Source organism: Streptomyces sp. NPDC048523 (assembly GCF_043199815.1).
Taxonomy (GTDB): domain Bacteria; phylum Actinomycetota; class Actinomycetes; order Streptomycetales; family Streptomycetaceae; genus Streptomyces.
This window is the reverse complement of record NZ_JBICWQ010000006.1, coordinates 189,847-215,370: the sequence shown is the minus strand read 5'-3', so window position 1 is coordinate 215,370 and position 25,524 is coordinate 189,847. Positions and strand designations below refer to the sequence as shown.

Here is a 25,524-nt window from a genome sequence, read left to right as displayed (position 1 = left end):
TTTCTGCCGCCTGGTAGCGCGGCTCCCTTTCCCAAGGGAGGGCGCCGAGAGCTGTCCTCTTGCGCGGACTGCGGTAGATGCCGAAGACCGCTCTCAGGGACGTCTCGGCCGCCATACGGTCGCGCCAGCTCTGCGTCAGGCAGAGTTGGTTCGATCAGGGGTCGGTGACCATCGTACAGGGGGCGCGTAACACACCCTTAACGTGCGCTGTCGGTGCCGTCCGTGCCCAGCCAGTCGGCCAGCTTGCCGCCGTGGCCCACCGCGCGCAGCCGCCGTTCGGCGGCGTCGCGGACCGGGTCGGTGGCGACCACGAGGAGTTCGTCCCCGCGCCGCAGCACGGTCGTGGGCAGCGGGACGAACGATTTTTCATCGCGGACGACGAGGGTGACCGCGGCCCCGGCCGGCAGCCGCAGCTCGTTGACCTCGACGCCGTGCATCCGGGACCCGGCGGGGATCGCGACGGACAGCAGGTGCCCGCGCAGCCGCTCCAGGGGCGCCGACTCGATCCCGAGGTCGGCGGCGTCGGAGTCGCCGCCCAGCCGCAGTGTGCGCGCCAGCCAGGGCAGTGTCGGGCCCTGGACGAGGGTGTAGACGACGACCAGGACGAAGACGATGTTGAAGACGCGACGGCTGCCCTCGACACCGCTCACCATGGGGATCGTCGCCAGGATGATGGGCACGGCGCCGCGCAGTCCGGCCCAGGACATGAGCGTCTGCTCCTGCCACGGCACCCGGAACGGCGTCAGGCACAGGAAGACGCTCAGCGGCCGGGCCACCATGGTCAGCACCAGCCCTATGACGAGCCCGGGCAGTACGTCGTCGCCCAGCTCGTGCGGCGTGACCAGCAGGCCGAGCAGGACGAACATGCCGATCTGGGCGATCCAGCCGAGCCCGTCCGCGAAGCCGCGGGTGGCGGGCCAGTGCGGCAGCTTGGCGTTGCCCATCGCCATGGCGGCGAGATAGACCGCGAGGAACCCGCTGCCGTGCGCCAGCGCGCCCGCCGCGTACGCGGTGACCGCGATCGCCATGACCGCGATCGGATACAGGCCGGAGGCGGGCAGGGCGACGTGCCGCAGGCCCCAGGAGCCCAGCCAGCCCACCGCGATGCCGATGGCGGCGCCGATGGCCAGCTCCAGCGTTATCTCGCCGAGCAGCGTGTACCAGTGCTCGACCGGACCGGTCTGGGAGAAGGCGACCACCAGGATGACCACGGGGGCGTCGTTGAAGCCGGACTCGGCCTCCAGGGTGCCCGTCACGCGCGCGGGAAGCGGGATCTTGCGCAGGACCGAGAAGACCGCCGCCGCGTCGGTCGAGGAGACGACCGCCCCGATGATGAGCGCCTGGCGCCATTCGAGGCCGATCAGGTAGTGCGCGGCCGTCGCCGTGACCCCGACGCTCACCGCGACCCCGCCCAGCGCCAGCGCGGTGGCGGCCGGCAGGGCCGGTTTGATCTCCTTCCACTTCGTGCCGAGTCCGCCCTCGGCCAGGATCACGACCAGGGCCGCGTACCCGATGACCTGGGTCAGCTCGGCGTTGTCGAAGTGGATGTCGCCGATGCCGTCCTGGCCCATGGCGATGCCGATCCCCAGGTAGACGAGCAGGCTGGGGAGCCCGCTGCGCGAGGAGATCCGGACCGCTGCCACGGCGACGAGCAGGACGAGCGAGCAGACGAACAGGAGCTGGTTGAGGTGGTGGACAGTCAGCGGCCGTTCCCTTCCCTGGCTCACCGCATCACGCGCGTGTGAGCTCACGTACATAGGACACGAAGCGGTGGAGCAGCGCATCCAAGTACTTCGTTACCTTACCTAACTCTTGACGATTTCTTGACGCTTCGCGCGGCAAGATCGAACGCTCGTCCGCGTTCGTACCCGACTCCGCGTCAAGTCCGCCTGGGCCCTGCGCCTATGGTTGCTCCAGCGCTCAGTCGAAAGCACAGCCCGCCCTGCCGCTCGCGTTAGGACAGCAAGGACAGCGATGCCCCCCACCACCACCGCCTCATCGGGTCAGCAGCCCGGCAAGTCCGGCAGGAAGAAGGGGCGCCGAGCCCGCCTGATCGTTCTCGTCCTCGTACTGGCCGTCATCGGCGGTGTCGCCTTCGGCGGGTACTGGTCGGTGAGCACCGTCCGCGCGTCCTTCCCGCAGACCAAGGGTTCGACGGAGCTCGTGGGCCTGTCGGGCCCCGTGGACGTCAAACGCGACAGTTACGGCATTCCGCAGATCTACGCCTCCTCGGACGAGGACCTGTTCATGGCGCAGGGCTTCGTCCAGGCGCAGGACCGGTTCTACGAGATGGACGTGCGCCGGCACCTGACCTCCGGGCGCCTGTCGGAGATGTTCGGCAAGGGCCAGGTCGAGGACGACGAGTTCCTGCGCACGCTGGGCTGGGACCGGGTCGCGAAGAAGGAGTACGACACCAAACTGTCGGCCTCCACCAAGAAGTACCTCCAGGCCTACGCCAAGGGGGTCAACGCCTACCTCCAGGGCAGGAGCGGCAAGGACATCTCCCTGGAGTACGCGGCGCTCGCCTTCGAGAACGACTACAAGCCCGAGAAGTGGACCCCGGTCGACTCGCTCGCGTGGCTCAAGGCGATGGCCTGGGACCTGCGCGGCAACATGAAGGACGAGATCGACCGCGCCCTGATGACCAGCCGCCTCGGCCCGAAGCAGATCGCCGACCTGTACCCGGAGTACCCGTACAGCCGCAACCAGGCGATCGTCCAGGAGGGCCAGTACAACGAGCTGACCGAGACCTTCGAGCAGAACGGCAGCTCGCAGGAGAACGGCCTGTCCGGCACGGGAACGTCCACGAGCGGCACCGGAACGTCCACGAGCGGCACCGGCACCTCCACGAGCGGCTCGGGAACGGCCGCGGGCGGCACCGGGACGGGCACGTCGGCCTCGACCTCCTCCTCGACCGCCTCGGCCCTCCAGAGCCAGCTCTCCGGTCTCAACGACGTCCTGGACGACATCCCCACGGCCGTCGGCGTCAACGGCCAGGGCATCGGCTCCAACTCGTGGGTCGTCGCCGGCTCGCACACCATCACCGGCAAGCCGCTGCTCGCCAACGACCCGCACCTGTCCGCCTCGCTGCCGTCCGTCTGGTACCAGATGGGCCTGCACTGCCGGACCGTCTCCAGCAAGTGCCAGTACGACGTCTCCGGCTACACCTTCGCGGGCATGCCCGGCGTGATCATCGGACACAACGCGAAGATCGCCTGGGGCATGACGAACTCCGGCGTCGACGTCACCGACCTCTACCTGGAGAAGCTCTCCGGCGACGGCTACCTGTACGGCGGCAAGACGGTTCCCTTCACCACGCGCGAGGAGACCATCAAGGTCGCCGGCGGCACCTCCAAGAAGATCGTCGTCCGTGAGACGAACAACGGCCCCCTGCTCTCCGACCGCTCCGACGAACTCGTGAAGGTCGGCAAGAAGGCCACCGTCGACAACGCGGCCCCCGACCGCGGCGACGGCTACGGCGTCGCGCTGCGCTGGACCGCGCTCGACCCCGGCACCTCCATGGACGCCGTGTTCGCGATGGACAGGGCCTCGGACTGGAGCGAATTCCGCGCGGCGGCCGCGTTGTTCGACGTGCCCTCGCAGAATCTCGTCTACGCCGACTCCGAGAACATCGGCTACACGCTGCCCGGCCGCATCCCGATCCGCGCGAAGGGCGACACCGGTGCCATCCCGGCCCCGGGCTGGAACCCGAAGTACACCTGGACCGGCAAGTACATCGAGCAGGACGAGCTGCCCTACGAGTACAACCCGGAGCGCGGCTACATCGTCACCGCCAACCAGGCCGTGGTCGACAAGGACAAGTACCCCTACACGCTCACCACGGACTGGGGCTACGGCACCCGCAGCCAGCGCATCACCGACCTGATCGAGCAGAAGATCAAGGGCGGCGGCAAGGTCTCCACCGACGACATGCGCCAGATGCAGCTCGACAACAGCAGCGAGATCGCCAAGCTGCTCGTACCGAAGCTGCTGAAGATCGACGTCGAGGACAAGGACGTCCGTCAGGCGCAGGAGCTCCTGGAGGGCTGGGACTACACCCAGGACGCCGACTCGGCCGCGGCCGCCTACTTCAACGCCGTCTGGCGCAACATCCTCAAGCTCGCCTTCGGCAACAAGCTGCCCAAGGAGCTGCGGGTCAAGGGCCAGTGCCTGTGGGTCGACCCGGTCAACACCGTCGGGCCCGCGGACGAGACGGACAAGGTCCGCGAGTGCGGCCAGCGCGACGCCGACCAGGCGCAGCCCGACGGCGGCGACCGCTGGTTCGAGGTGGTGCGCAAGCTCATGGACGACGAGAACAGCGACTGGTGGAAGACCCCGGCCGGCGTGGGCGACCGTCCCAAGGCCGACAACCGCGACGAGTTGTTCAAGCGCGCCTTGATCGACGCCCGCTGGGAGCTGACCGCGAAGCTCGGCAAGGACATCGACACCTGGAGCTGGGGCCGGCTGCACCGCCTGTTCCTGAAGAACCAGACCCTGGGCATCGAGGGCCCCGGCTTCGTCCAGTACATGCTCAACCGCGGCCCCTGGAAGCTCAGCGGCGGTGAGGCGACGGTCAACGCGACCGGCTGGAACGCCGCGGGCGGCTACGGCGTCGTCTGGGTGCCGTCGATGCGCATGGTGGTCAACCTCGGCGACCTCGACAAGTCGAAGTGGATCAACCTCACAGGCGCCTCCGGGCACGCCTACAGCGCGCACTACACCGACCAGACCGGCAAGTGGGTCAAGGGCGAGCTGCTGGACTGGTCCTTCTCGGACGACGCCGTCGACAAGAGCACCACCGACACGCTGGTGCTCAAGCCGTGAGCTGAGGCGGCAGACCGCAAAAGGGCCCTCCACACGCGCGTGGAGGGCCCTTCCTCATGCGGAGGCGCGGAAGCGGCGCACACCCGACGGCGTCACCACCGCGTCCACCGGCCGGTCGTGCGCCTCTTCCGGGACCTGCGCGACGACCTCGGAGTCGTACAGGAGCACCACCAGCGCCGGTCGTGCGCCCGCGCGTTCCAGGCGCGCGAGCACCCGGTCGTACGACCCCCCGCCGCGCCCCAGGCGCATCCCGCGCCCGTCCACCGCGAGGCCGGGCAGCAGCACGACGTCGGCGCCGGTCACGGCGTCCGGGCCCAGACGCTCCCCGGCGGGCTCGAAGAGGGCCATTTTCCCGCCGTGTTGGACGCGCGTGACAGAGCCCTCGCCGGTGTAGGCGCCCCAGTCCAGATCGTTGTCCGGCAGCAGCGCCGGGAGCAGGACCCGCACGCCCCGCTCGCGCAGCGCGTCGAGGAGGGTGAGCGTGCCGGGTTCGCTCCCCACGGAGACGTACGCCGCCACCGTGCGCGCACGCGCCAGCTCGGGCAGCCCGAGGGCCCGGCCGGCCAGCGCGGAAGCCGCTTCCCGCACGTCATCGGCCGTCAACCTGTTCCTCACCGCCAGGTACTCTCGTCGCAACGTTCGCTTGTCAGGCTCGGTGGGACGTCCGACATGACTCAAGGTCTGCACCCGTACCCTTTCAATGCGCTCATATAAGAGCTTATTAACCGGAGCCACAGATTCCAGGCAAAGGCACCGGATAGGGTTGCGGACATGACTCAGTCGCACCCTCGGATCAGCAAGGCTGTCATTCCGGCAGCAGGGCTCGGCACCCGCTTCCTGCCCGCCACCAAGGCCACTCCCAAGGAGATGCTGCCGGTGGTCGACAAGCCGGCGATCCAGTACGTGGTCGAGGAGGCCGTCTCGGCGGGCCTCGATGACGTCCTCATGATCACGGGACGCAACAAGCGCCCCCTGGAGGACCACTTCGACCGCAACTACGAGCTCGAGTCCGCCCTCCAGAAGAAGGGCGACGCCGACCGGCTCGCCAAGGTCCAGCAGTCCAGCGACCTCGCCACCATGCACTACGTGCGCCAGGGCGACCCCCGCGGTCTCGGCCACGCGGTCCTGTGCGCGGCCCCCCACGTGGGCCAGGAGCCCTTCGCGGTCCTCCTCGGCGACGACCTGATCGACGCCCGCGACCCCCTGCTCAAGCGGATGATCGAGGTGCAGGAGCAGCACGGCGGCAGCGTCATCGCGCTCATGGAGGTCGCGCCCGAGCAGATCCACCTCTACGGCTGTGCCGTCGTCGAGGAGACCGAGGACAGCGACGTCGTCCGGGTGAGCGGCCTCGTCGAGAAGCCGGACGCGGCCGACGCCCCGTCGAACTACGCGGTCATCGGCCGCTACGTCCTCGACCCGCGCATCTTCGACATACTCCGCAAGACCGAACCGGGCCGGGGCAACGAGATCCAGCTCACCGACGCGCTCCAGCAGCTCGCGCAGGACGAGAAGGTCGGCGGCCCCGTGCACGGCGTCGTCTTCAAGGGCCGCCGCTATGACACCGGCGACCGCGGCGACTATCTGCGTGCCATTGTCAGACTCGCGTGCGAACGTGAAGACCTGGGCCCGGACTTCCGGACCTGGCTTCGCCGTTACGTAGCCGAGGAGATGTAGGCATTTGAGCAGCGCCGCGCCCCGCCCCGCCGACCAGGACCACCTCTGGTCGGTGGACGAACACCTGGAGGACATCCTCGCGACCGTCCGCCCCCTCGAACCCATCGAGCTGCAACTGCTCGACGCCCAGGGCTGCGTCCTGGTCGAGGACGTCACGGTCCCGGTGTCCCTGCCCCCGTTCGACAACAGCTCCATGGACGGGTACGCGGTACGGGTCGCGGACGTGACGGGCGCGAGCGAGGAGTTCCCGGCCGTCCTGGACGTCGTCGGGGACGTGGCGGCGGGCCAGGCCGAGCTGCTCGAGGTCGGCCCCGGGCAGGCCGCCCGCATCATGACCGGCGCCCCGCTGCCGCCCGGCGCCGAGACCGTCGTGCCCGTCGAGTGGACCGACGGAGGCCTCGGCGAGGGCCCGGTCAGCGGGATGCGCGCCCGCAGCCTCGCCCCCGAGGGCGCCGAGGGGTACGTGCACGTGTACCGGCCCGCCGAGGCACGCGCCCATGTGCGTGCCCAGGGCAGCGACGTCCGCGCCGGCGACCGCGCCCTGGACGCCGGAACCGTCCTCGGCCCGCCGCAGATCGCTCTGCTGGCCGCCATCGGCCGCGGCACCGTCCGCGTGCGCCCGCGCCCGCGCGTGGTCGTCATGTCCACCGGCAGCGAACTCGTCCAGCCCGACGAGGGTCTCGGCACCGGCCAGATCTACGACTCCAACAGCTTCGCCCTCACCGCGGCCGCCCGGGACGCCGGCGCCATCGCCTACCGCGTGGGCGCCGTCGCCGACGACGCCGAGACCCTGCGCGCCACCATCGAGGACCAGCTCGTCCGCGCCGACCTCCTGGTCACCACGGGTGGCGTCAGCGTCGGGGCGTACGACGTCGTCAAGGAGGCGCTGTCCTCCGTCGGCGACGCGGACGAGCCGGGCAGCGGCATCGACTTCCGCAAGCTGGCCATGCAGCCCGGCAAACCCCAGGGCTTCGGCACCATCGGCCCCGACCACACTCCGCTGCTGGCCCTGCCGGGCAACCCGGTGTCGTCGTACGTCTCCTTCGAACTGTTCGTCCGCCCCGCGATCCGCGCCCTCATGGGCCTCGACGACGTCCACCGGCCGCGGACCAGGGCCACCCTGACCGCGGACAAGGCGCTGACCTCGCCCAAGGGCCGCCGGCAGTTCCTGCGCGGCGCGTACGCCGACGGCTTTGTCAGCCCGGTCGGCGGCGCCGGCTCCCACCTGGTGGCCGCCCTCGCACAGGCCGACGCGCTGATCGTCGTACCGGAGGACGTGGAGTCCGTGGAGCCCGGCACCGAGGTCGAAGTGGTCCTGCTCGGCTGACCACTCCAGGTTGGCGGTACCGTGTCGCGCACAACAGGCCGGACCGGGAGCGCCGCACAACCATGAGTACGCAGGACCGACTGACGCACATCGACGAGGCGGGAGCCGCCCGTATGGTCGATGTCTCCGGCAAGGACGTCACCGCACGCACCGCGCGCGCGAGTGGACGCGTCCTCGTCTCGCCCCGAGTGATCGAGCTGCTGCGCGGCGAGGGTGTCCCCAAGGGCGACGCCCTGGCCACCGCGCGGATCGCGGGAATCATGGGCGCCAAACGCACCCCCGACCTCATCCCGCTGTGCCACCCGTTGTCGGTGTCCGGTGTGAAACTGGATCTGTCGGTCGCGGACGACGCCGTGGAGATCCTCGCCACCGTGAAGACCACGGACCGCACGGGCGTCGAGATGGAGGCCCTCACCGCGGTCTCCGTCGCCGCGCTCACCGTGATCGACATGGTCAAGGCGGTCGACAAGGGAGCGGTCATCACGGACGTACGGGTCGAGGAGAAGACGGGCGGCAAGTCGGGCGACTGGAGCCGGGCATGACGTATCGCGCTCTTGTGGTCACCGCGTCCAACCGGGCCGCCGCCGGTGTCTACGAGGACAAGGGCGGCCCGCTGATCGCCGACGGCCTGAAGAGGTTCGGCTTCACCGTCGACGGCCCTCAGGTCGTCCCCGACGGCGACCCCGTGGAGGCCGCCCTGCGAGCCGGTGCCGAGGCCGGATACGACGTCATCGTCACCACCGGCGGCACCGGCATCTCGCCCACCGACCGCACCCCCGAGGCGACCCGCGCGGTGATCGACCACGAGGTGCCGGGCATCGCGGAGGCCATCCGGGCGTTCGGACGCGAGAAGGTGCCGACCGCCGCGCTCTCCCGCGGCCTGGCCGGGGTGGCGGGACGCACGCTGATCGTCAATCTGCCGGGTTCCAGTGGCGGGGTGAAGGACGGACTGGCCGTCCTGGAGCCCCTGTTGATCCACGCCGTCGACCAGATCCGCGGCGGCGACCATCCCAGACCCGGTGCCGGCAGTGGGGGTGCGAGCTGAACAGCCCGTCCTGGCCCGTCGTACTGGCGGACGGCGATGTCGTCCTGAGGCCGATAAAGATGCGCGACCAGCGGGTCTGGCGCGAGGTCAACCGGCGCAACCGGGACTGGCTGCGCCCCTGGGAGGCGACCATCCCGCCGCCCACCCCGAGCGGCCCGATCGCGCACCGCCCGACCTACCGCCAGATGGTCCGCCACCTGAGGTCCGAGGCGAACGCGGGGCGGATGCTGCCGTTCGTCATCGAGTACCGGGGCCAGCTCGTCGGGCAGTTGACGGTCGCCGGGATCACCTGGGGCTCGATGTGCTCGGGGCACGTCGGCTACTGGGTGGACCAGTCCGTGGCCGGGCGCGGAGTGATGCCGACCGCTGTGGCGCTTGTCGTGGACCACTGTTTCCGCACGGTCGGTCTGCACCGCATCGAGGTCTGCATTCGCCCCGAGAACGTGCCCAGCCGACGGGTCGTGGAGAAACTCGGATTCCGCGAGGAGGGACTGCGGCCGCGCTATCTCCACATCGACGGGGCCTGGCGGGACCATCTCGTGTTCGCCCTCACCGCGGAAGAGGTACCCGACGGGCTGCTCAGGCGCTGGCAGCGGGCCCGCTCCAGCGGAACACCGCACGACAATCCCGCATAGCCGGGAAATGGAATACGTGTTCGAAAATGATCGGTGCATGACCGTCTCAGGACATTGAATTCCCGACTGAGGCGGCCTGCTGATCGGATCGGTCGGAAAAAAAGCTCGAAATATCAGCCAGATCGTGCGACACACCGGCGCAATTGGCAGATGGCCTCACGCAAACCCCTCTACCGTGTGAGGCGTGAGCAGCAGCGGCCTCATCTACGCAGTCATTGTCGGGGCCTGGGCCGCCTACTTGGTGCCGATGTGGCTCCGTAGGCAGGACGAGCTGAACGAGGCCCGTCCGACGGAACGCTTCAGCACCGCCATCCGGCTGCTGTCCGGACGGGCGGGCATGGAGCGTCGATACGCCAAGGACCTGCGCGCGCGCTCCGCCGACGAGGGGGAGCACGGCGCCGACGAACCGGATGTCGTCACCGACTCGGTGGACGTCCGGGCCTTCGCCATGCCTCCGACCCGTCCGCAGACCCAGGCGACGGTCCAGCCGCCGGCCTCCGAGCGCCAGGCGCCGCGCGAACACGCGCGGGAAGCCGAGCCGGAGCGCGGGCGGCAGGCGGGGCGGGAAGCAGGGCACGGCGACCCGGCGCGCGCGAAGACCAGCGCGCCCGCGCCCGAACCCGGTGGCGCCCCGACGCGGAAGCAGACACCCGCGTCCGCCGCCCGGCGCACGGCCGCCGCGGAAGCGGCCGCGGCGCGCGCCCGGCGTGTGAAGGTGCTCGCGCGCCGACGGCGTACGACGGTGATGCTCTTTCTCGCCTTCACGCTCGGCGCGATCGTCGCCGCCGTGGGAGGACTCGCCTTCCTGTGGGCGCCCGGCGTGCCCGCGGTGATGCTCAGCGCGTACATCGCGTACCTGCGCTCCCAGGAACGCCGACGCTTCGCCTACCAGATGGACCGGCGCCGCGCCGAGGCCGCCGCCCAGCACCTGCGGGAGCGGGCCCGTCAGCCGCGCCGGCGCGCGTCCGTGAGCACCGGTGCGGACGCCGACGAAGCGGACGAGGGACCAGGGGCGCAGACCGATCCCGGGCTCTCCGCGCTCGCCGCCGACCGGCGCGCCCTCGTCGAGCAGACCGACCACGCCGAGTGGGTCGACCAGCAGCGCGAGCGGCAGCGCAGGCCGGGACACGGGGACAGCTGGGACCCGGTACCGGTGCCGCTGCCGACGTACGTGACCGCGCCGGTCGCTCCGCGGGCCACCGCGGACGTGGACCTCGGCGCGCCGGACGCCTGGAGTTCGGCCCGGTCCAGCACCGTGGCCCCCGAGCACTCCGGCCAGGAGGCGGCGCCCGAAGCGGACGACGGGGGAGCGGCGGACGGGTCCGACGACGCGGACGACAAGCCCGACGCGGACGGCCGTACCGACGCCCGCCGCGCCGCCTCCGCACGCAGGGCACGCGAGCGCGGCCGTACGCCGCTCTTCGACCAGTACGAGGAAGGCGAGCGGCCGCGCGCGGCCAACGAGTGAGGGACGGGGCCGGAATCAGCGGGCCCTGACCAGCCGGGAACGGATTTCCAAGCATCCGGACGGGGATGCTAGAGTTTCACTCGTTGCAAGGGCCTGTGGCGCAGTCCGGTAGCGCACCTCGTTCGCATCGAGGGGGCCAGGGGTTCGAATCCCCTCAGGTCCACGCATCATGAAGACCCGCTCCTGAATCAGGAGCGGGTCTTCTGTCATCCGTGGGGTGGTCTCACAGGGGCTTCGCGAAGCAGCGGCTCTCCTCGAAGTGGCGGTAGTAGCCGAACTTGACGCAGAGTTCGTAGCCGCTGGAGGTGTACAGGGCGATCGCCTCCGGCTGCTTGGTGCCGGTCTCCAGGACCATGCGCAGCCGGCCCGCCGCGCGGGCGTCCTCCTCCAGCGCCGCCAGAACACGGCGGGCGAGACCGCGGCCGCGCATCTGCTCGATCACGTACATGCGCTTGAGCTCGGCGTCGCCGTCCAGGTTGCCCTCGCCGTTCGCGTCCTGGGAACGCCAGCCGCCCGTGGCGACGGGGCTGTCGTTCTCGTCGTACACGATCAGGTACACGCCGTTCGGCGGATCGAAGTCCGTCGGGGCCAGCTCGGTGGCGTCGCCGCCGTCGCCGTAGCGGACGTGGTACTCGGCCTGGACCCGGTCGTTGAGCTTGACGGCGTCGGGGTGGTCGAAGGGGACACGGCGGATCATCATGCCCTCCAGTGTGCCGGTATCGTTCCCGGGTGCTCACTGTGACCTCCGCCAATGTGAACGGGCTGCGCGCCGCCGCGAAGAAGGGCTTCGTGGAGTGGCTCGCGGAGACCTCCGCCGATGTGCTCTGTCTGCAGGAGGTGCGCGCCGAGCCGCAGCAACTGCCCGACAGTGTCCGTGCTCCCGAGGGCTGGCACGTGGTGCACGCGCCCGCCGCCGCCAAGGGCCGCGCCGGCGTCTCCCTCTACACCCGCCGCGAGCCCGACCGGGTCCAGGTCGGCTTCGGGTCGGCCGAGTTCGACACCAGCGGGCGCTACGTCGAGGCGGACCTGCCCGGCGTCACCGTCGCCTCCCTCTACCTGCCCTCCGGCGAGGTCGGCACCGAGCGGCAGGACGAGAAGGTCCGCTTCATGGACGAGTTCCTCGCCCACCTGAAGGACCTGCGGGCACGCTCCGCCGCCGACGGCCGCGAAGTCGTCGTCTGCGGCGACTGGAACATCGCCCACCAGCAGGCCGACCTGAAGAACTGGCGCGCCAACCAGAAGAGCTCCGGGTTCCTGCCGGAGGAGCGCGCCTGGCTCACGCAGGTGTTCGACGAGAACGACGGCGGTTACGTCGACGTCGTGCGCGCACTGCACCCGGACGTCGAGGGGCCGTACTCGTGGTGGTCCTACCGGGGACGGGCCTTCGACAACGATTCAGGATGGCGGATCGACCTCCACGTCTCCACGCCGGGGCTCGCGGCGAAGGCCGTCAAGGGGTATGTCGAACGTGCCGCCACGCACGCCGAGCGCTGGTCGGACCACGCGCCAGTGACGGTCGTCTACGAGCTCTAGCCCACCTTCAGTCCCGCTTCCGCAACCGCCGGTCCAGCGCCAGGGACAGTTCCGCCTCCACCACGCTGCGGGCCAGGGGGCGAAGGCGGTGGAGGTCGTTCTCGTCGGCGTGGCGGAGGACGAGTTCGGCGAACATCTCGGCCAGGGCGTCGGCGTGCTGGCGGACGTGTCTGCCGGCCGCCAGGACTTCGGCGAGGGGGATGCCCTCGCGGACCAGGGCGGAGGAGACGTCCAGGAGGCGGCGGCTGATGTGGACGATCTCGTCGCCGTCGGTGCCGAGGTAGCCGAGGTCGAGCGCGGCCGCGAGGTTCTCCGCGGTGACCTCGCCCTCGAAGCGGGCGGCGAGTTCCTCGGGGGTGAGGCGGACCGGCTCCTCCTCCGTCGGTGCGACTCCCAGGACGTCGGCCACGTCACGGCCGTGGTCCAGGGCCTCGGCGAGTTCCGCGATGCCGGTGAGGGTGTGGCCGCGCTCCAGGAGGGCCGCGATCGTGCGCAGTCGGGCCAGGTGGTGGTCGTCGTACCAGGCGATGCGGCCCTCGCGGCGAGGGGGCGGGATCAGTTTGCGTTCGCGGTAGAAGCGCAGGGTGCGCACTGTGATGCCGGCCAGGCGGGCCAGTTCCTCCATGCGGTATTCGCGCTTCTCCGTCACGCCCGAACTTTATGTCGTACCCCCGGGTACCCGCGGCGGCAGCCGCTGATGTCAACGCCCTTCCCCCCGACCCCTACCCATCGGTACGGAGCTGCTCTACCCTCCGATTGCGCCAGTGTTCACTGGCAGAGTCGGGCAGGGAAGGCAGCGGGCATGGCCGAACACGAACATGTGCGGGTGGCGGTGGTCGGATCCGGGTTCGGAGGACTGGGGGCCGCCGTACGACTGCGGCGGGAGGGTGTCACCGACTTCGTCGTGCTGGAGCGGGCCGACAGTGTGGGCGGCACGTGGCGGGACAACAGTTATCCGGGGTGTGCCTGCGATGTGCCGTCCCATCTGTACTCGTTCTCCTTCGCGCCCCATCCCGACTGGCCGCGCACCTTCTCCGGGCAGGAGCACATCCGCGCCTATCTTGAGCAGGTGACGGACGTCTTCCGGCTCCGCCCGCACATCCGCCTCAACTCCGAGGTGAAGCGGATGACCTGGGACGGCGAGAAGTTGCGGTGGGACATCGAGACAACCAGTGGCCGGCTGTCGGCCGACCTCGTCGTCTCCGCCACCGGGCCGCTCTCCGATCCCAAGATCCCGGACATCCCGGGGCTGGACTCCTTCCCCGGCAAGGTCTTCCACTCCGCCCGCTGGGACCGCGACTACGACCTGCGTGGCAAGCGGATCGCCATGGTGGGGACGGGTGCCTCGGCCATCCAGATCGTCCCGGCCGTCCAGCCGCTCGCCCAGCACGTCACGCTGTTCCAGCGCACCCCGCCCTGGGTCCTGCCCCGCATCGACCGGGCGATCAGCGGCGCCGAGCGCCGGCTGCACCGGCTGCTGCCCTTCACCACCCAGGTCCGGCGCGGACTGCAGTGGGGGATCAGGGAGTTGCAGGTCCAGGCGTTCACCAAGCGCCCGGGTGAGCTCGGTGCCGTGGAGCAGCTGGCCAAGCGGAACATGGCCCGTGCCGTCAAGGACCCGGCCCTTCGCGCCAAGCTCACCCCCGACTACCGCATCGGCTGCAAGCGGATCCTGCTGAGCAGCACCTACTACCCGGCGCTCGCCCAGCCCAACGTGGACGTGGTCGCGAGCGGGCTCAGCCGCGTCGAGGGGTCGACACTCGTCGCCGCCGACGGCACCGAGGCCCAGGTCGACGCGATCGTCTTCGGCACGGGCTTCCACGTCACCGACATGCCGATCGCCGACCGGGTCGTCGGCGCGGACGGGCGGACGCTCGCCGAGGCGTGGAAGGGCGGGATGGAGGCGCTGCGCGGTGCCTCCGCCGCCGGGTTCCCCAACTGGATGACCATCATCGGGCCCAACACCGGCCTCGGGAACTCCTCGATGATCCTCATGATCGAGTCCCAGCTGAACTACCTGGCCGACTTCGTGCGCCAACTCGACGTCCTCGGCGGCCGGGTCGCCCTCGACGCCCGCCCCTCCGCGGTACGGGACTGGAACCACCGGGTGCAGGAGCGCATGAAGCGCACGGTGTGGAACACCGGCGGCTGCACCAGCTGGTACATGGACGCGAACGGCCGCAACACCACGATCTGGCCGGGTACGACGACCGAGTTCCGGCGGGCGACCCGGCGGGTGGACCTCGCCGAGTACGAGGTGCTGCGGCCTGCCGAGCAGCGGGGCGCGGTCACCGAGGAGAGCGCGGAGGCCGCCGTATGAGCCGTATGAGTCATGTCGTCTCCGGGCCGTACGCCCCGCCCGCCCCGGCGCGCGAGCTCACCGCCTTCTCCGCCGACGGCGCTCGCCTGCATGTGGAGGTGCACGGCCCCGAGGACGCGCCCCCCGTCGTCCTCGCCCACGGCTGGACCTGCTCCACCGCCTTCTGGGCCGCCCAGATCCGCGAACTCGCCGTGGACCACCGGGTCATCGCGTACGACCAGCGCGGCCACGGACGCAGCCCGGCGAGCCCCGCCTGCAGTGCGGACGGGCTCGCCGACGACCTCGAGGCCGTGCTGGAGGCGGCCCTCGGGGCAGGCGAGAAGGCGGTGGTCGTCGGTCACTCCATGGGCGGGATGACGGTGATGGCGGCGGCGGAGCGCCCCGCGTTCCGGGACCACGCGGCCGCCGTCCTGCTGTGCAGCACCGGTTCGTCGCGGCTGGTCGCCGAGTCGACCCTCGTCCCGATCCGGGCCGGGCGGCTGCGCACCTGGCTGACCCGGCGCGTCCTCGGGGCGCGGGCGCCGCTCGGACCGGTCACGCCACTGGCCCTGCGGATCCTCAAGTACGGGACGATGGGCCCCGGTTCGGCCCCGCACATGGTGGAGGCGTGCGCGCGAATAGTGCACGCGTGCCCGCGCAAGGTGCGCTACGCCTGGTCGCAGGTCCTCGGTCTGCTCGATCTGGATCACGGCGTACGGCAGCTCACCGCGCCGGTGGCCGTTGTCGTCGGTACGGCCGACCGGCTCACCCCGCCCGTGCACGCACACCGGTTGGCCGCCGCGCTGCCGAACTGCCTCGGGGTCACCGAACTGCCCGGCATCGGCCACATGACACCCATCGAGGCGCCGGAACCGGTCAGCGCGCGGATCCGCGAACTCGTCACCACGTACGTCCAGGTCAAGGAGGGCGCATGAGCAGGGTCGGACTCGAAGGACAGGTCGCGGTCGTCACCGGAGCGGCGCGGGGCGTGGGGGAGTTGCTCGCCCGGAAGCTGTCCGCGCGCGGGGCGAAGGTCGCGCTGGTGGGCCTCGAACCGGACGCGCTCAAGCAGCTCTCCGAGCGGCTGCACGGCGACAGCGACCACTGGTACGCCGACGTCACCGACCACGCGGCGATGGCCCGGGTCGCTCAGGAGGTCAAGGCGCGGTTCGGGAAGGTCGACATCGTGGTCGCCAACGCGGGGGTCGCGACCGGCGGGCCCTTCGTCGACTCCGATCCGGAGGCGTGGCGGCGGGTGATCGAGGTCAACCTCATCGGATCGGCCGTCACCGCCAGGGCGTTCCTGCCGGTGCTGATGGAGAGCCGGGGCTATCTGCTGCAGATCGCCTCCCTCGCCGCGATCACCCCGGCGCCGATGATGACCGCGTACTGCGCGTCCAAGTCCGGTGTTGAGGCGTTCGCGCACAGCCTGCGGGCCGAGGTCGGTCACAAGGGCGTGGGGGTCGGGGTCGGTTATCTGTCGTGGACCGACACGGACATGGTGCGCGGGGCCGACCAGGACGCCGTCATGCGGGAGTTGCGACAGCGGCTGCCGTGGCCGGCCAACAAGACGTATCCGCTGGGTCCGGCGGTCGAGCGGATCGTGGCCGGGATCGAGCGGCGGTCGAGCCATGTGTACGGGCAGGGGTGGCTGCGCGGGATGCAGGGGATGCGCGGGTACCTGCCGGGGCTCATCGGGAGCGTTGGGCAGCGGGAGATGCGGCGGTTCGGACAGCGGTTGGAGGGGATGAGGGTGGGACTCGTCGGTGCAGGTGGGGCGGCGGACGAGGAGGCTCGCGCTACGCACCGTAACTGATCGAAATGCGTTCTTTGTCCGGGCGTGTGAATCTGGTCGAGGCCCCGGCCAGGGGCCTTTCCCCCTCACCCCCACGGGAGTGAACCCACATGGGTATCAAGGACCAGTTCCAGGACAAGTCCGAGCAGTGGCAGCAGCAGGCCAAGCAGAAGGCCGAGCAGGCCAAGGAGAAGGGCCAGCGGAGTCGCCCGGGTCAGGGCCAGGGCCCGGACCGCGACCGCATGCGGGACGAGGAGTCCGAGCGGATGCGCCGCGAGGAGCAGGAGCGGCTCGACCCCGACTTCGACATGTAGGTAGTCGCTGCTTGACGCGTGGGGTGCCCTCTCCTTGTTGGGAGGGCACCCTGCGTTTCGCTGGTTGCGCAGTTCCCCGCGCCCCTAGGGAGTTCCCCTGGGCGGCAGCTTCGGACGGGACCGGTCCGGCACGTCGCGGTAGTCCGGAGGTGTGGCCGGAGGGTTCGTCTTCAGTAGGTTCAGCGCCAGCGTTACCGCGTCGTCCAGTTGGGCGTGGCGGCCCTCCGCCCAGTCCAGCGGGGTGCGCAGGATCTCCAGGTCCGGGGTGACGCCCTGGTTCTCGATCGACCAGCCGTACGCGTCGAACCACGCCGCGTTCATCGGGACGGTGATCACCGTGCCGTCACCGAGCTGGTGGCGGCCGGTCATGCCGACCACTCCGCCCCAGGTGCGCTGGCCCACCACCGGGCCGAGGCCGAGGAGTTTGAAGGCCGCCGTGATCATGTCGCCGTCCGAGGAGGTCGCCTCGTCGGCCAGGGCGACGACCGGGCCGCGCGGGGCGTTCGAGGCGTACGACACCGGCTGGGCGTTTCTCGTCAGGTCCCAGCCAAGGATCGTGCGGGTCAGTTTCTCCACCACCAGCTCGCTGATGTGGCCGCCCGCGTTGCCGCGCACGTCGACGATGAGGGCGGGCCGGGAGACCTCCATGCGCAGGTCCCGGTTGAACTGGGCCCAGCCCGAGCCGCCCATGTCGGGGATGTGCAGATAGCCGCAGCGGCCGCCGCTCAACTCCCGTACGACGGCCCGGCGTTTGGCCACCCAGTCCTGGTAGCGCAGGGGGCGTTCGTCGAGGAGCGGGACCACCGCCACCCGGCGGGCCCCGCCCTCGCCCTCGGCCGGGGCGAACGTCAGCTCCACCGTCGTACCGCCCGCCGCCGCGAGCAGGGGATACGGGCCCGTGACCGCGTCGACCGGGCGGCCGTCCACGTGGGTGAGGACCGCGCCCTCGCGGATGCCCGTGCCGGCCAGCGGGGAGCGGGCCCTGGAGTCCGAGGAGTCGCCGGGCAGGATCCGCCGGACCGTCCAACCCCCGTCTCTGAGAACGAAGTTGGCGCCCAGCAGGCCCTGGCGGCGCTGATAGTGGGATGGGCCCTCGTTGCGGCGGGCGGCGGTGACGTAGGCGTGGGAGGTGCCCAGTTCGCCGAGGACCTCGCGCAGCAGGTCGGCGAACTCGTCGGGGGAGGCGACCCGTTCGAGCAGCGGGCGGTACTGGTCGAGCACCGCGTCCCAGTCGATGCCGCACATCCCCGGGTCCCAGAAGTAGGCCCGGATCAGGCGGCCGGCCTCCTCGTAGGACTGGCGCCACTCGGCGGCCGGGTCGACCTCGTGGAGGATGCGGCGCAGGTCGATCCAGACGGTCGAGTCGCTGTCGCCGGACTCGGTGGCGGGCGTGGCGCGCAGCTCGCCCTCGTCCACCACGACCAGCCGGGAACCGTCGCCGCTGACCGCGAACCAGTCCAGGTGCTCGACCAGTTCGGTCTTCTTCGCCTTGCCGATGGCGAAGTGTTCGAGGGTCGGGCGCTCGGAGGTGTCGTCCGGATCGACGAAGGTCTCGCCGAGGGCCCCCGAGATGGGCCAGCGCAGCCAGACCAGGCCGCCGCCCGCGACGGGGTACAGCGCCGAGTACTTGGAGGCGGGGACCGGGAAGGGGGTCACCCGGCTCTCCAGACCTTCGAGTTCGACGGTCACCGCCCCGCCCTCGCCGTTCTCGTCCTCGACCGGGTCCAGGCCTCCGGCGGCCGGGCGGCCCTCCGGGGTCAGGGCGAAGGGGGACGGGGTGGCCGAGGACAGCGGCACCAGGTAGGGGCGGCAGCCGAGCGGGAAGGACAGATCGCCGGTGTGCACGTCGTAGACCGGGTCGAAGCCCCGCCAGGAGAGGAAGGCCAGGTAGCGGCCGTCGCGGGTGAAGACCGGGTTCTCGTCCTCGAAGCGGCCGTTGGTGACGTCGACGATCAGGCGGTCCCCTCCTCCCTTCGGGGAAATGCGGGCCATCTTGATCTGGCGCAACGAGCGGCCGATCCCCGGGTGCGACCACGTCAGCCAGGCGCCGTCCGGGGAGAAGGCGAGGTCCCGGACCGGGCCGTTGACCGAGCGGACGAGCTCGGTGACCTCGCCGTCGGAGTCCTCCGTGGCGTCGAGGAGCAGCACGCGTCCGTCGTGCGAGGCGATGGCCAGGCGCTCGCCCTGCGGGTCCGAGACCAGCTCCAGGACCCGGCCCAGCCCGCCCGAGGCCGGCCGTCGCGGCTCGCGGTCACCGGTCGCCCGGGGCAGATAGGCGATCTCGACGGCGTCCTCGCCCTCCGCGTCCGTCACGTACGCGACCTGGCCGGCGGAACCGAGCATCTCCGGGAGCCGGACCCGTACCCCCGGGGTGTCCGTGATCGTGCGGGCCGGGCCGTCCCGGTGGGTCAGCCAGTACAGGCTGCCGCGGACGACGACGGCGCTCGCCCGACCCGTCTCGTCGACCGAGATGCCGTCCACGTGCTGGGCGGCGGGCACCTGGTACGTACGGCGTCCGGCGCGCGGGCCGCTCAGCCGTACGTCGAGTTTGCGGGCCTCGGCCGAGAGGTCGTCGACGATCCACAGGTCGCCCCCGCACTGGTACACCACCCGGGTGCCGTCGCTGGCGGCGTGCCGGGCGTAGAAGGCGTCGTGATCGGTGTGGCGGCGCAGGTCGGAGCCGTCGTGGGCGCAGGAGTAGAGGTTGCCGACGCCCTCGTGGTCGGAGAGGAAGGCAATCCGGTCGCCGACGAACATGGGGGAGTGGAGGTGGCCGCCGAGGTCGGGCAGCAGGCGTTCGCCGTGCAGCCAGAGGCGGCCCGTGGCGCCGCCCCGGTAGCGCTTCCACGCGGCCGGTTCGTGCGGCGGGGTGCCGGTGAGGAGCAGGGTCTTGCGGTCGGCGACCTGGATGTCGGAGACCGGGCCCCACGGGAGTTTGTGGCCGGGGGAGCCGTCGGCGGGGACCTTGTAGGCCCAGGTGAAGTAGGAGAAGGGCTCGCCGTGGGAGGCGACGGCGAGGATGGTGCCCCCGTTGTCTCCTTCGGGCGGCGTCCAGCCGGTGACCTGGGTGTCGGCGCTGCCCCAGTAGGTGAGCCGGCGGCCCGGCCCGCCGTCCACGTCCGCGAGGTGGATCTCGGGCACGAGACTGCGCCAGCTCGTATACGCGATGTGGCGGCCGTCGGGCGAGAAGCGCGGGTGGCCGACCTTGGTGCGGTCGACGGTCAGGCGCCAGGCGCGGCCCGGACCGTCGAGTGGGGCCAGCCAGAGGTCGTCCTCGGCCACGAAGCACAACAGGTCGCCGCTCAGATGCGGAAGGCGCAGATAGCTCACCTCCCCATGCTTTTCCCGGGGATGGACCGGAGCAACTTATGAAAAATCGGTCGGCGGTGACTGGCGGACGGCCCGGGTGACCCACAACACGAACGAAACCGTTTCGTTTCGTTGGTGGATGCGCTACATTCGTGTCGTACGAAACAGTGTCGTTCGAACTCCCGGAGCGGAAAGGGTGAGTGACATGACCGAGGTGTCTACCGCGCGTCGTAGCCGTATCACCCCCGAGCGCGAGGCCGAACTGTACGAGGCCGTGCTCGAACTGCTCCGCGAGGTCGGCTACGACGCCCTCACCATGGACGCCGTCGCCGCGCGCACCCGTTCCAGCAAGGCCACGCTCTACCGTCAGTGGGGCGGCAAGGCCGAACTGGTGGCCAAGGCCGTGCGGCACTCCAAGCCGGGCGGTATCGGTCTCGACGCGATCGACACCGGGTCGCTCAAGGGCGACCTGCACGCGCTCACCATGCGCTCGGACGACTGCACGATGGAGCAGAACTCCGCGCTCATGCGGGGGCTGGCCATGGCGATCCACGGCAACCCGGATCTCCTGAAGGCGTTCCGCGCGCATCTCATCGAACCCGAGATGGCGGAGTTCCGCCGAGTGGTGCAGCGGGCGATCGACCGGGGTGAGGTGCGCCCCGACAACCCGGCGATCGAGTTCATGATCCACATGATGATCGGCGGGTTCGCGGCCCGCACGATGATCGACGAGCTGCCGCCGACGCAGGCCTTCCTCCTTTCGTACATCGACGCCGTGGTCCTCCCCGCCCTCGGCGTTCCGACCGACTGACCCCAGTCTCCCTGCAAGCCCTCCACCTGACGTAACCGCTCACGTCGTCGGGCTGATCCCCCCTGCCCCGAAAACCCACGACCTGACCGGGAGTACGCCTTCGTGGCCACTTTCCTCTACCGTCTCGGCCGGCTCGCCTTCCGGCGACGGCACTTCGTCGCCCTGATGTGGGTGGCCCTGCTGACGCTCGCGGGCGTCGGCGCGATCAGTGCCCCCGCCGCCGGATCCACCTCCTTCTCCATCCCTGGCACGGAGGCGCAGAAGGCCTTCGACCTGCTGGAACAGCGTTTCCCCGGAGCCAGTGCCGACGGCGCCACCGGGCGCATGGTCTTCAAGGCGCCCGAGGGCGAGAAGATGACCGACGCCGCCAACAGGACGACCGTCGCGAAGACCGTCAAGGAACTCGGCGACGGCTCCGAGGTCGTCTCCGTCACCGACCCGTTCACGACGAACGCGGTGAGCAAGGACGGCACGGTCGCCTACCTCTCGGTGAAGTACGACGCTCCCGCCGTCGGGCTCAAGGACGCGACCAAGGACGCCCTGGAGACCGCCGGTGACGAAGCCCGGGCCACCGGCCTGACCGTCGACCTCGGAGGCGACGCGCTCCAGGCCCAGCCCGACGCGGGGGGAGTCGGCGAGGCCATCGGTCTCGCCATCGCCGCGGTCGTCCTGGTCATCACCCTGGGCTCGATGATCGCGGCCGGGCTGCCGCTGCTGACCGCGATCATCGGTGTCGGGATCGGCGTCTCCACCATCACCGCCCTCGCCAAGGCGCTCGACCTCGGCAGCACCACCAACACCCTCGCGGCGATGATCGGCCTCGCGGTCGGCATCGACTACGCGCTGTTCATCGTCTCCCGCTACCGCGCCGAGCTGGCCGAGGGCCGCGACCGCGAGGAGGCGGTGGGCCGGGCCACCGGCACCGCCGGTTCCGCGGTGGTCTTCGCGGGCCTGACCGTCGTGATCGCGCTGGCCGGTCTCTCGGTCGTCAACGTGCCGATGCTGACCAAGATGGGCCTCGCCGCGGCCGGCACCGTCGTGATCGCCGTCCTCATCGCGCTGACCATGATCCCGGCGCTGCTCGGATACGCGGGCGGCAAGGTCCGCCCGGCGGGCGAGAAGCGCAAGAAGACCACCGGGAAGGCCGCCTCTTCGGAGAGGCCGGTGAAGCCGGTGAAGCCCAACCTCGGCACCCGCTGGGCGAGCTTCGTCATCCGCCGTCCGGCCGCCGTGCTGCTGCTCGGCGTGGTCGGTCTCGGCGCCGTCGCGCTGCCGGTCAGCCAGTTGGAGCTGGGCCTGCCCGACGACGGTTCGCAGCCGACGTCCACGACCCAGCGCCGCGCCTACGACCTCCTCTCGGAGGGCTTCGGGCCCGGCTTCAACGGCCCCCTGATGATCGTCGTCGACGCCAAGAACAGCGACGACCCGAAGGCCGCGGCCGCCACGGTGACCGACGGGATCAAGGGGCTCCAGGACGTCGTCACGGTCACTCCGGCGACCTTCAACAAGGCCGGCGACACCGCGACCATCACGGTCGTCCCCGACTCCAAGCCGTCCTCGGCCCGGACCGAGGACCTGGTGCACGCCATCCGTGACGACATCGCGTCCAAGGCGGACGCGGACGTCCTGGTCACCGGCACGACGGCGATGAACATCGACTTCTCGCAGAAGCTGAGCGACGCCCTCATCCCGTACCTGGCCCTGGTTGTGGGCCTGGCCTTCCTCCTCCTGATCGTGGTCTTCCGCTCGATCCTCGTCCCGCTGAAGGCGGCCCTCGGCTTCCTGCTGTCGGTGCTCGCCGCGCTCGGTGCCGTGGTCGCGGTCTTCCAGTGGGGCTGGCTCGGCGGTGCGCTCGGCGTCGAGGAGACCGGCCCGATCATGTCGATGATGCCGATCTTCATGGTCGGCGTGGTCTTCGGCCTCGCGATGGACTACGAGGTCTTCCTCGTGACCCGCATGCGCGAGGCGTACGTCCACGGCGAGTCCCCGAGCCAGGCCATCGTCACCGGCTTCAAGCACAGCGCCCGGGTCGTGGTCGCCGCCGCGGTCATCATGATGGCCGTCTTCGGAGGCTTCATCAGCTCCGGCGAGTCGATGATCAAGATGATCGGCTTCGGCCTCGCGATCGCCGTCCTCTTCGACGCGTTCGTGGTCCGCATGGCGATCGTCCCCGCGGTCCTCGCCCTGCTCGGCCACCGCGCCTGGTGGCTGCCGAAGTGGCTGGACCGCGCGCTGCCCAACGTCGACGTCGAGGGCGAGGGCCTGCGTACGCAGGTGGAGAAGGACGCGGACCCGGACGAGGACCGGGAGCTGGTACGCGTCTGACGCCTACCGCGTGAGAGAGGCCGGCCGGTGAGGGGATGCCCTCACCGGCCTTCTTCTGTCGTGGACCGGCCGAGATAGGTGACCGGCCCGGGATCCGGTACGGCGATCTCATGGAAGCCGAGACGGTCGTAGAAGGCACGCGCGGGCGTGTTGGCGGACACCATCGACAGATGTACGGCGGCCACGCCCCGCTCGTGCAGCGCGCGCAGGAAGCTCTCCATGAGCGCGCGCCCGTACCCGCGCCCCTGCCACTCGGGGAGCAGGTCGATGTGCAAGTGGGCGGGGTAGGCGGCGACTTCGGGCACGAGCATCCGCTCGGGGCGGTGCAGGAGCGCGACGATCTCCTCGTCGGGGGTGCGCGGCTCGTGGCGGGGCTCCGGATAGCGGCCGGCCACCAGGGGCAGCCACTTCGCGCGGTAGTTCTCGACGAACCGGGGCGTGTCGGCGGTTCCGACGATGTACCCCACGGCGTGTCCCGCCCCGTCGTCCAGCACGAAGGCCAACTCCGGTTCGAGACGGACGTACGGCGCCGCGAAGGCCGCGGGGAAGACACCGGGGTCCTTGTAGTGCGGGCGGCTGTCCCGGCCGGCGTGGGCGGTGCGGACGCAGATGTCCTCGACGGCGTTGTGGTCGCGCGGGTGGTAGGGGCGAACGGCGGGAGACGGGGTGGGTGGTGGGGTCATCGAAGCATCCTGCACGACGGGAAGCGGGCAGGGGAACGAAGGCGGAAGGCGACGGTGAATTCAGTCGTGACGTTTGTATCCGGCAGCTAACCTGCCGGGCATGACGCCTTCGGACTCTGCAGCCCACCCGCGTTTCGCCGAGGCCCTGCGCGAGTTGGGGCTCGACGGGCTCATCGCGCAGGTCCGCCGCTTCCCGGACGCCACCCGTACCGCCGCCGAGGCCGCCGCGGCCATCGGGTGCGAGCTGAGTGAGATCTGCAAGTCGCTGATCTTCGCGGCGGACGGGGTGCCGGTGCTGGTGCTCATGGACGGGGCTTCCCGGGTCGACCTCGAGCGGGTCCAGGAGGAGCTCGGCGCCGGCAAGGTCACCCGGGCCAAGGCCGACGTCGTACGGGAGACGACCGGGTACGCCATCGGGGGCGTGCCGCCCTTCGGGCACCGTACGAAGACCCGGGTGCTGGCCGATCGCTCGCTGTTCGACCATGACCTCGTCTGGGCCGCCGCCGGCACTCCGTACGCGGTGTTCCCCATCGCGCCCGAGGACCTGGTCGCCCACGCCGGTGCCACCCTCGTGGACGTCCGAGAGCGCACCGCGTGACGCCGGTCGTCACCGCGGCCGTCCTCCTCGCCGCCGTCACGCACGCCTGTTGGAACGCCATCGCGCACCAAGTCACCGACAAGCTGGTCGGGTTCACGCTGATCTCGGGCGGGGGGATGCTCATCGGGCTGGTGATCATCCCGTTCGCGGCGGTCCCGGCGGCGGGCGCGTGGCCGTATCTCCTCGCCTCGTCCTGCATCCACATGGCGTACTACGCGCTGCTGATGACGTCCTTCCGGCTCGGTGACTTCGGGCAGGCGTATCCGATCGCGCGCGGCACCGCGCCCCTGGTCGTGACCGTGCTGGCCGCCCTCTTCGCGCACGAGGTGCCGGACGGGTGGGCCGCCGCCGGAATCGCCCTGTCCTGCGCGGGACTCACCGGCGTCGCGCTGTGGGGGCTGCGCGGCCGCAGGCCCGACTGGGCGGCGATCGGCGCCGCGTTGGCCACCGGACTCACCATCGCCGCGTACACCGTCGTCGACGGGCTCGGCGTGCGCGCCTCCGGCTCCTCCCTCGGGTACATCGCCTGGCTGATGGCGGTACAGGGGGTCGTGATCCCGGTGTACGCCCTCACGCGGTGGCGCGGCCGATCCGTGGCCGTACTGAGGCCGTTCGCCTGGATCGGACTCGTCGGCGCCGCACTGTCCGTCGCCGCGTACGGACTCGTCCTGTGGGCCCAGACCAAGGCCGAACTCGCCCCCGTCGCCGCCCTGCGCGAGTCCTCGATCATCGTCGGCGCGGCCATCGGAGCCGTGTTCTTCAAGGAACGGTTCGGGGCGCCGAGGATCCTCGCGGCGGGGCTGCTGGTCGCGGGCATCGGGCTGATGCTGCACGCCGGTTAGCCGTCCGGCGGACGGGCTTCTCCCAAGCGCTGCCCAAGTCCG

The 25,524-nt window shown here is 70.8% G+C and carries 22 protein-coding genes and 1 tRNA gene; 17 read left to right on the top strand and 6 right to left on the bottom strand.

The window, feature by feature from the left end:
- Positions 1-197: 197 nt before the first annotated feature.
- Entirely contained in the window at positions 198-1,757 is a 1,560-nt protein-coding gene (locus tag ACGFWE_RS30235) for a potassium/proton antiporter (RefSeq protein WP_352388426.1), read from the bottom strand.
- Between the two features lie 217 nt (positions 1,758-1,974).
- Here ACGFWE_RS30235 and ACGFWE_RS30230 point away from each other — a divergent pair, with 217 nt between their 5' ends.
- Positions 1,975-4,824 (top strand): penicillin acylase family protein, encoded by a 2,850-nt coding sequence (locus ACGFWE_RS30230; protein WP_393602997.1) that lies wholly within the window; start codon positions 1,975-1,977, stop codon positions 4,822-4,824.
- Positions 4,825-4,878: 54 nt separating this feature from the next.
- Here ACGFWE_RS30230 and ACGFWE_RS30225 read toward each other — a convergent pair whose 3' ends face one another.
- Positions 4,879-5,502: a 5-formyltetrahydrofolate cyclo-ligase gene (locus tag ACGFWE_RS30225; protein ID WP_352388422.1), complete on the bottom strand. Its 624-nt coding sequence runs from the start codon at positions 5,500-5,502 to the stop codon at positions 4,879-4,881.
- A gap of 93 nt (positions 5,503-5,595) precedes the next feature.
- Between ACGFWE_RS30225 and galU the strand changes: the two genes are divergently transcribed.
- From galU to ACGFWE_RS30190, 7 genes are all read left to right on the top strand, one after another.
- Positions 5,596-6,498, top strand: a complete 903-nt coding sequence (gene galU / locus ACGFWE_RS30220) for a UTP--glucose-1-phosphate uridylyltransferase GalU (RefSeq protein ID WP_352388420.1) — start codon at positions 5,596-5,598, stop codon at positions 6,496-6,498.
- Positions 6,499-6,502: 4 nt separating this feature from the next.
- On the top strand, positions 6,503-7,825 hold the full coding sequence (glp, locus tag ACGFWE_RS30215; protein WP_393602994.1) for a gephyrin-like molybdotransferase Glp: 1,323 nt from the start codon (positions 6,503-6,505) through the stop codon (positions 7,823-7,825).
- A gap of 62 nt (positions 7,826-7,887) precedes the next feature.
- A complete protein-coding gene (gene moaC / locus ACGFWE_RS30210; protein ID WP_053852462.1) occupies positions 7,888-8,367 on the top strand; it encodes a cyclic pyranopterin monophosphate synthase MoaC in 480 nt (159 codons plus the stop codon).
- Positions 8,364-8,870, top strand: a complete 507-nt coding sequence (locus ACGFWE_RS30205; protein WP_352388415.1) for a MogA/MoaB family molybdenum cofactor biosynthesis protein — start codon at positions 8,364-8,366, stop codon at positions 8,868-8,870. Before moaC ends, ACGFWE_RS30205 begins: the two co-directional genes overlap by 4 nt.
- A complete protein-coding gene (locus tag ACGFWE_RS30200; RefSeq protein ID WP_352388887.1) occupies positions 8,867-9,505 on the top strand; it encodes a GNAT family protein in 639 nt (212 codons plus the stop codon). The genes ACGFWE_RS30205 and ACGFWE_RS30200 overlap by 4 nt, the downstream gene beginning before the upstream one ends.
- 184 nt (positions 9,506-9,689) lie before the next feature.
- Positions 9,690-10,973, top strand: a complete 1,284-nt coding sequence (gene glpR / locus ACGFWE_RS30195) for a gephyrin-like molybdotransferase receptor GlpR (RefSeq protein WP_393602992.1) — start codon at positions 9,690-9,692, stop codon at positions 10,971-10,973.
- An 89-nt stretch (positions 10,974-11,062) separates the two neighbouring features.
- Positions 11,063-11,136: transfer RNA gene (locus tag ACGFWE_RS30190), tRNA-Ala, on the top strand.
- 60 nt (positions 11,137-11,196) lie between these two features.
- Here the strand turns inward: ACGFWE_RS30190 and ACGFWE_RS30185 are convergent.
- The gene (locus ACGFWE_RS30185) at positions 11,197-11,673 is read right to left on the bottom strand and encodes a GNAT family N-acetyltransferase (RefSeq protein ID WP_352388411.1); all 477 of its coding nucleotides are present in this window, start codon (positions 11,671-11,673) and stop codon (positions 11,197-11,199) included.
- Positions 11,674-11,702: 29 nt separating this feature from the next.
- Here ACGFWE_RS30185 and ACGFWE_RS30180 point away from each other — a divergent pair, with 29 nt between their 5' ends.
- Positions 11,703-12,506, top strand: a complete 804-nt coding sequence (locus ACGFWE_RS30180) for an exodeoxyribonuclease III (protein ID WP_352388409.1) — start codon at positions 11,703-11,705, stop codon at positions 12,504-12,506.
- Positions 12,507-12,513: 7 nt separating this feature from the next.
- On the opposite strand, the gene ACGFWE_RS30175 is transcribed toward ACGFWE_RS30180, so the two are convergent.
- Complete coding sequence (locus ACGFWE_RS30175) at positions 12,514-13,155, bottom strand: MerR family transcriptional regulator (protein WP_352388407.1); 642 nt, start codon at positions 13,153-13,155, stop codon at positions 12,514-12,516.
- A 153-nt stretch (positions 13,156-13,308) separates the two neighbouring features.
- Here ACGFWE_RS30175 and ACGFWE_RS30170 point away from each other — a divergent pair, with 153 nt between their 5' ends.
- The 4 genes from ACGFWE_RS30170 to ACGFWE_RS30155 all read left to right on the top strand — a co-directional run bounded on the left by ACGFWE_RS30170 (position 13,309) and on the right by ACGFWE_RS30155 (position 16,914).
- On the top strand, positions 13,309-14,826 hold the full coding sequence (locus ACGFWE_RS30170; protein ID WP_393602989.1) for a flavin-containing monooxygenase: 1,518 nt from the start codon (positions 13,309-13,311) through the stop codon (positions 14,824-14,826).
- Complete coding sequence (locus ACGFWE_RS30165; protein WP_393602987.1) at positions 14,823-15,740, top strand: alpha/beta fold hydrolase; 918 nt, start codon at positions 14,823-14,825, stop codon at positions 15,738-15,740. Before ACGFWE_RS30170 ends, ACGFWE_RS30165 begins: the two co-directional genes overlap by 4 nt.
- Positions 15,737-16,621, top strand: a complete 885-nt coding sequence (locus tag ACGFWE_RS30160) for an SDR family oxidoreductase (protein ID WP_393602985.1) — start codon at positions 15,737-15,739, stop codon at positions 16,619-16,621. Before ACGFWE_RS30165 ends, ACGFWE_RS30160 begins: the two co-directional genes overlap by 4 nt.
- Before the next feature lie 89 nt (positions 16,622-16,710).
- Positions 16,711-16,914, top strand: a complete 204-nt coding sequence (locus tag ACGFWE_RS30155; RefSeq protein ID WP_352388399.1) for a hypothetical protein — start codon at positions 16,711-16,713, stop codon at positions 16,912-16,914.
- A gap of 84 nt (positions 16,915-16,998) precedes the next feature.
- On the opposite strand, the gene ACGFWE_RS30150 is transcribed toward ACGFWE_RS30155, so the two are convergent.
- Positions 16,999-20,244, bottom strand: a complete 3,246-nt coding sequence (locus ACGFWE_RS30150; protein ID WP_393602983.1) for a S41 family peptidase — start codon at positions 20,242-20,244, stop codon at positions 16,999-17,001.
- Between the two features lie 184 nt (positions 20,245-20,428).
- On the opposite strand from ACGFWE_RS30150, the gene ACGFWE_RS30145 reads away from it, so the two are divergent.
- Together ACGFWE_RS30145 and ACGFWE_RS30140 are read left to right on the top strand one after the other, a co-directional pair.
- Positions 20,429-21,034, top strand: coding sequence for a TetR/AcrR family transcriptional regulator (locus ACGFWE_RS30145; RefSeq protein WP_352388395.1), 606 nt, complete (start codon positions 20,429-20,431; stop codon positions 21,032-21,034).
- A 102-nt stretch (positions 21,035-21,136) separates the two neighbouring features.
- Positions 21,137-23,359 (top strand): MMPL family transporter, encoded by a 2,223-nt coding sequence (locus tag ACGFWE_RS30140; RefSeq protein WP_393602981.1) that lies wholly within the window; start codon positions 21,137-21,139, stop codon positions 23,357-23,359.
- A gap of 41 nt (positions 23,360-23,400) precedes the next feature.
- Here the strand turns inward: ACGFWE_RS30140 and ACGFWE_RS30135 are convergent, their stop codons facing one another.
- On the bottom strand, positions 23,401-24,042 hold the full coding sequence (locus ACGFWE_RS30135; RefSeq protein ID WP_393602979.1) for a GNAT family N-acetyltransferase: 642 nt from the start codon (positions 24,040-24,042) through the stop codon (positions 23,401-23,403).
- Between the two features lie 100 nt (positions 24,043-24,142).
- Between ACGFWE_RS30135 and ACGFWE_RS30130 the strand changes: the two genes are divergently transcribed.
- A complete protein-coding gene (locus ACGFWE_RS30130) occupies positions 24,143-24,640 on the top strand; it encodes a YbaK/EbsC family protein (RefSeq protein WP_393602977.1) in 498 nt (165 codons plus the stop codon).
- Positions 24,637-25,482 (top strand): EamA family transporter, encoded by an 846-nt coding sequence (locus tag ACGFWE_RS30125; protein WP_393602975.1) that lies wholly within the window; start codon positions 24,637-24,639, stop codon positions 25,480-25,482. Before ACGFWE_RS30130 ends, ACGFWE_RS30125 begins: the two co-directional genes overlap by 4 nt.
- Positions 25,483-25,524 lie beyond the last annotated feature (42 nt).

What these genes read in the sequence shown, in the direction of transcription:
- ACGFWE_RS30205 (WP_352388415.1), top strand. Translation starts at nt 8,364, where the DNA reads ATGACGTATCGCGCTCTTGTGGTCACCGCGTCCAACCGGGCCGCCGCC.
- galU (WP_352388420.1), top strand. Translation starts at nt 5,596, where the DNA reads ATGACTCAGTCGCACCCTCGGATCAGCAAGGCTGTCATTCCGGCAGCA.
- ACGFWE_RS30155 (WP_352388399.1), top strand. Translation starts at nt 16,711, where the DNA reads ATGGGTATCAAGGACCAGTTCCAGGACAAGTCCGAGCAGTGGCAGCAG.
- ACGFWE_RS30135 (WP_393602979.1), bottom strand. Translation starts at nt 24,042, where the DNA reads ATGACCCCACCACCCACCCCGTCTCCCGCCGTTCGCCCCTACCACCCG.
- ACGFWE_RS30130 (WP_393602977.1), top strand. Translation starts at nt 24,143, where the DNA reads ATGACGCCTTCGGACTCTGCAGCCCACCCGCGTTTCGCCGAGGCCCTG.
- ACGFWE_RS30235 (WP_352388426.1), bottom strand. Translation starts at nt 1,757, where the DNA reads ATGTACGTGAGCTCACACGCGCGTGATGCGGTGAGCCAGGGAAGGGAA.
- ACGFWE_RS30160 (WP_393602985.1), top strand. Translation starts at nt 15,737, where the DNA reads ATGAGCAGGGTCGGACTCGAAGGACAGGTCGCGGTCGTCACCGGAGCG.
- ACGFWE_RS30185 (WP_352388411.1), bottom strand. Translation starts at nt 11,673, where the DNA reads ATGATGATCCGCCGTGTCCCCTTCGACCACCCCGACGCCGTCAAGCTC.
- ACGFWE_RS30165 (WP_393602987.1), top strand. Translation starts at nt 14,823, where the DNA reads ATGAGCCGTATGAGTCATGTCGTCTCCGGGCCGTACGCCCCGCCCGCC.
- ACGFWE_RS30230 (WP_393602997.1), top strand. Translation starts at nt 1,975, where the DNA reads ATGCCCCCCACCACCACCGCCTCATCGGGTCAGCAGCCCGGCAAGTCC.
- ACGFWE_RS30145 (WP_352388395.1), top strand. Translation starts at nt 20,429, where the DNA reads ATGACCGAGGTGTCTACCGCGCGTCGTAGCCGTATCACCCCCGAGCGC.
- ACGFWE_RS30170 (WP_393602989.1), top strand. Translation starts at nt 13,309, where the DNA reads ATGGCCGAACACGAACATGTGCGGGTGGCGGTGGTCGGATCCGGGTTC.
- moaC (WP_053852462.1), top strand. Translation starts at nt 7,888, where the DNA reads ATGAGTACGCAGGACCGACTGACGCACATCGACGAGGCGGGAGCCGCC.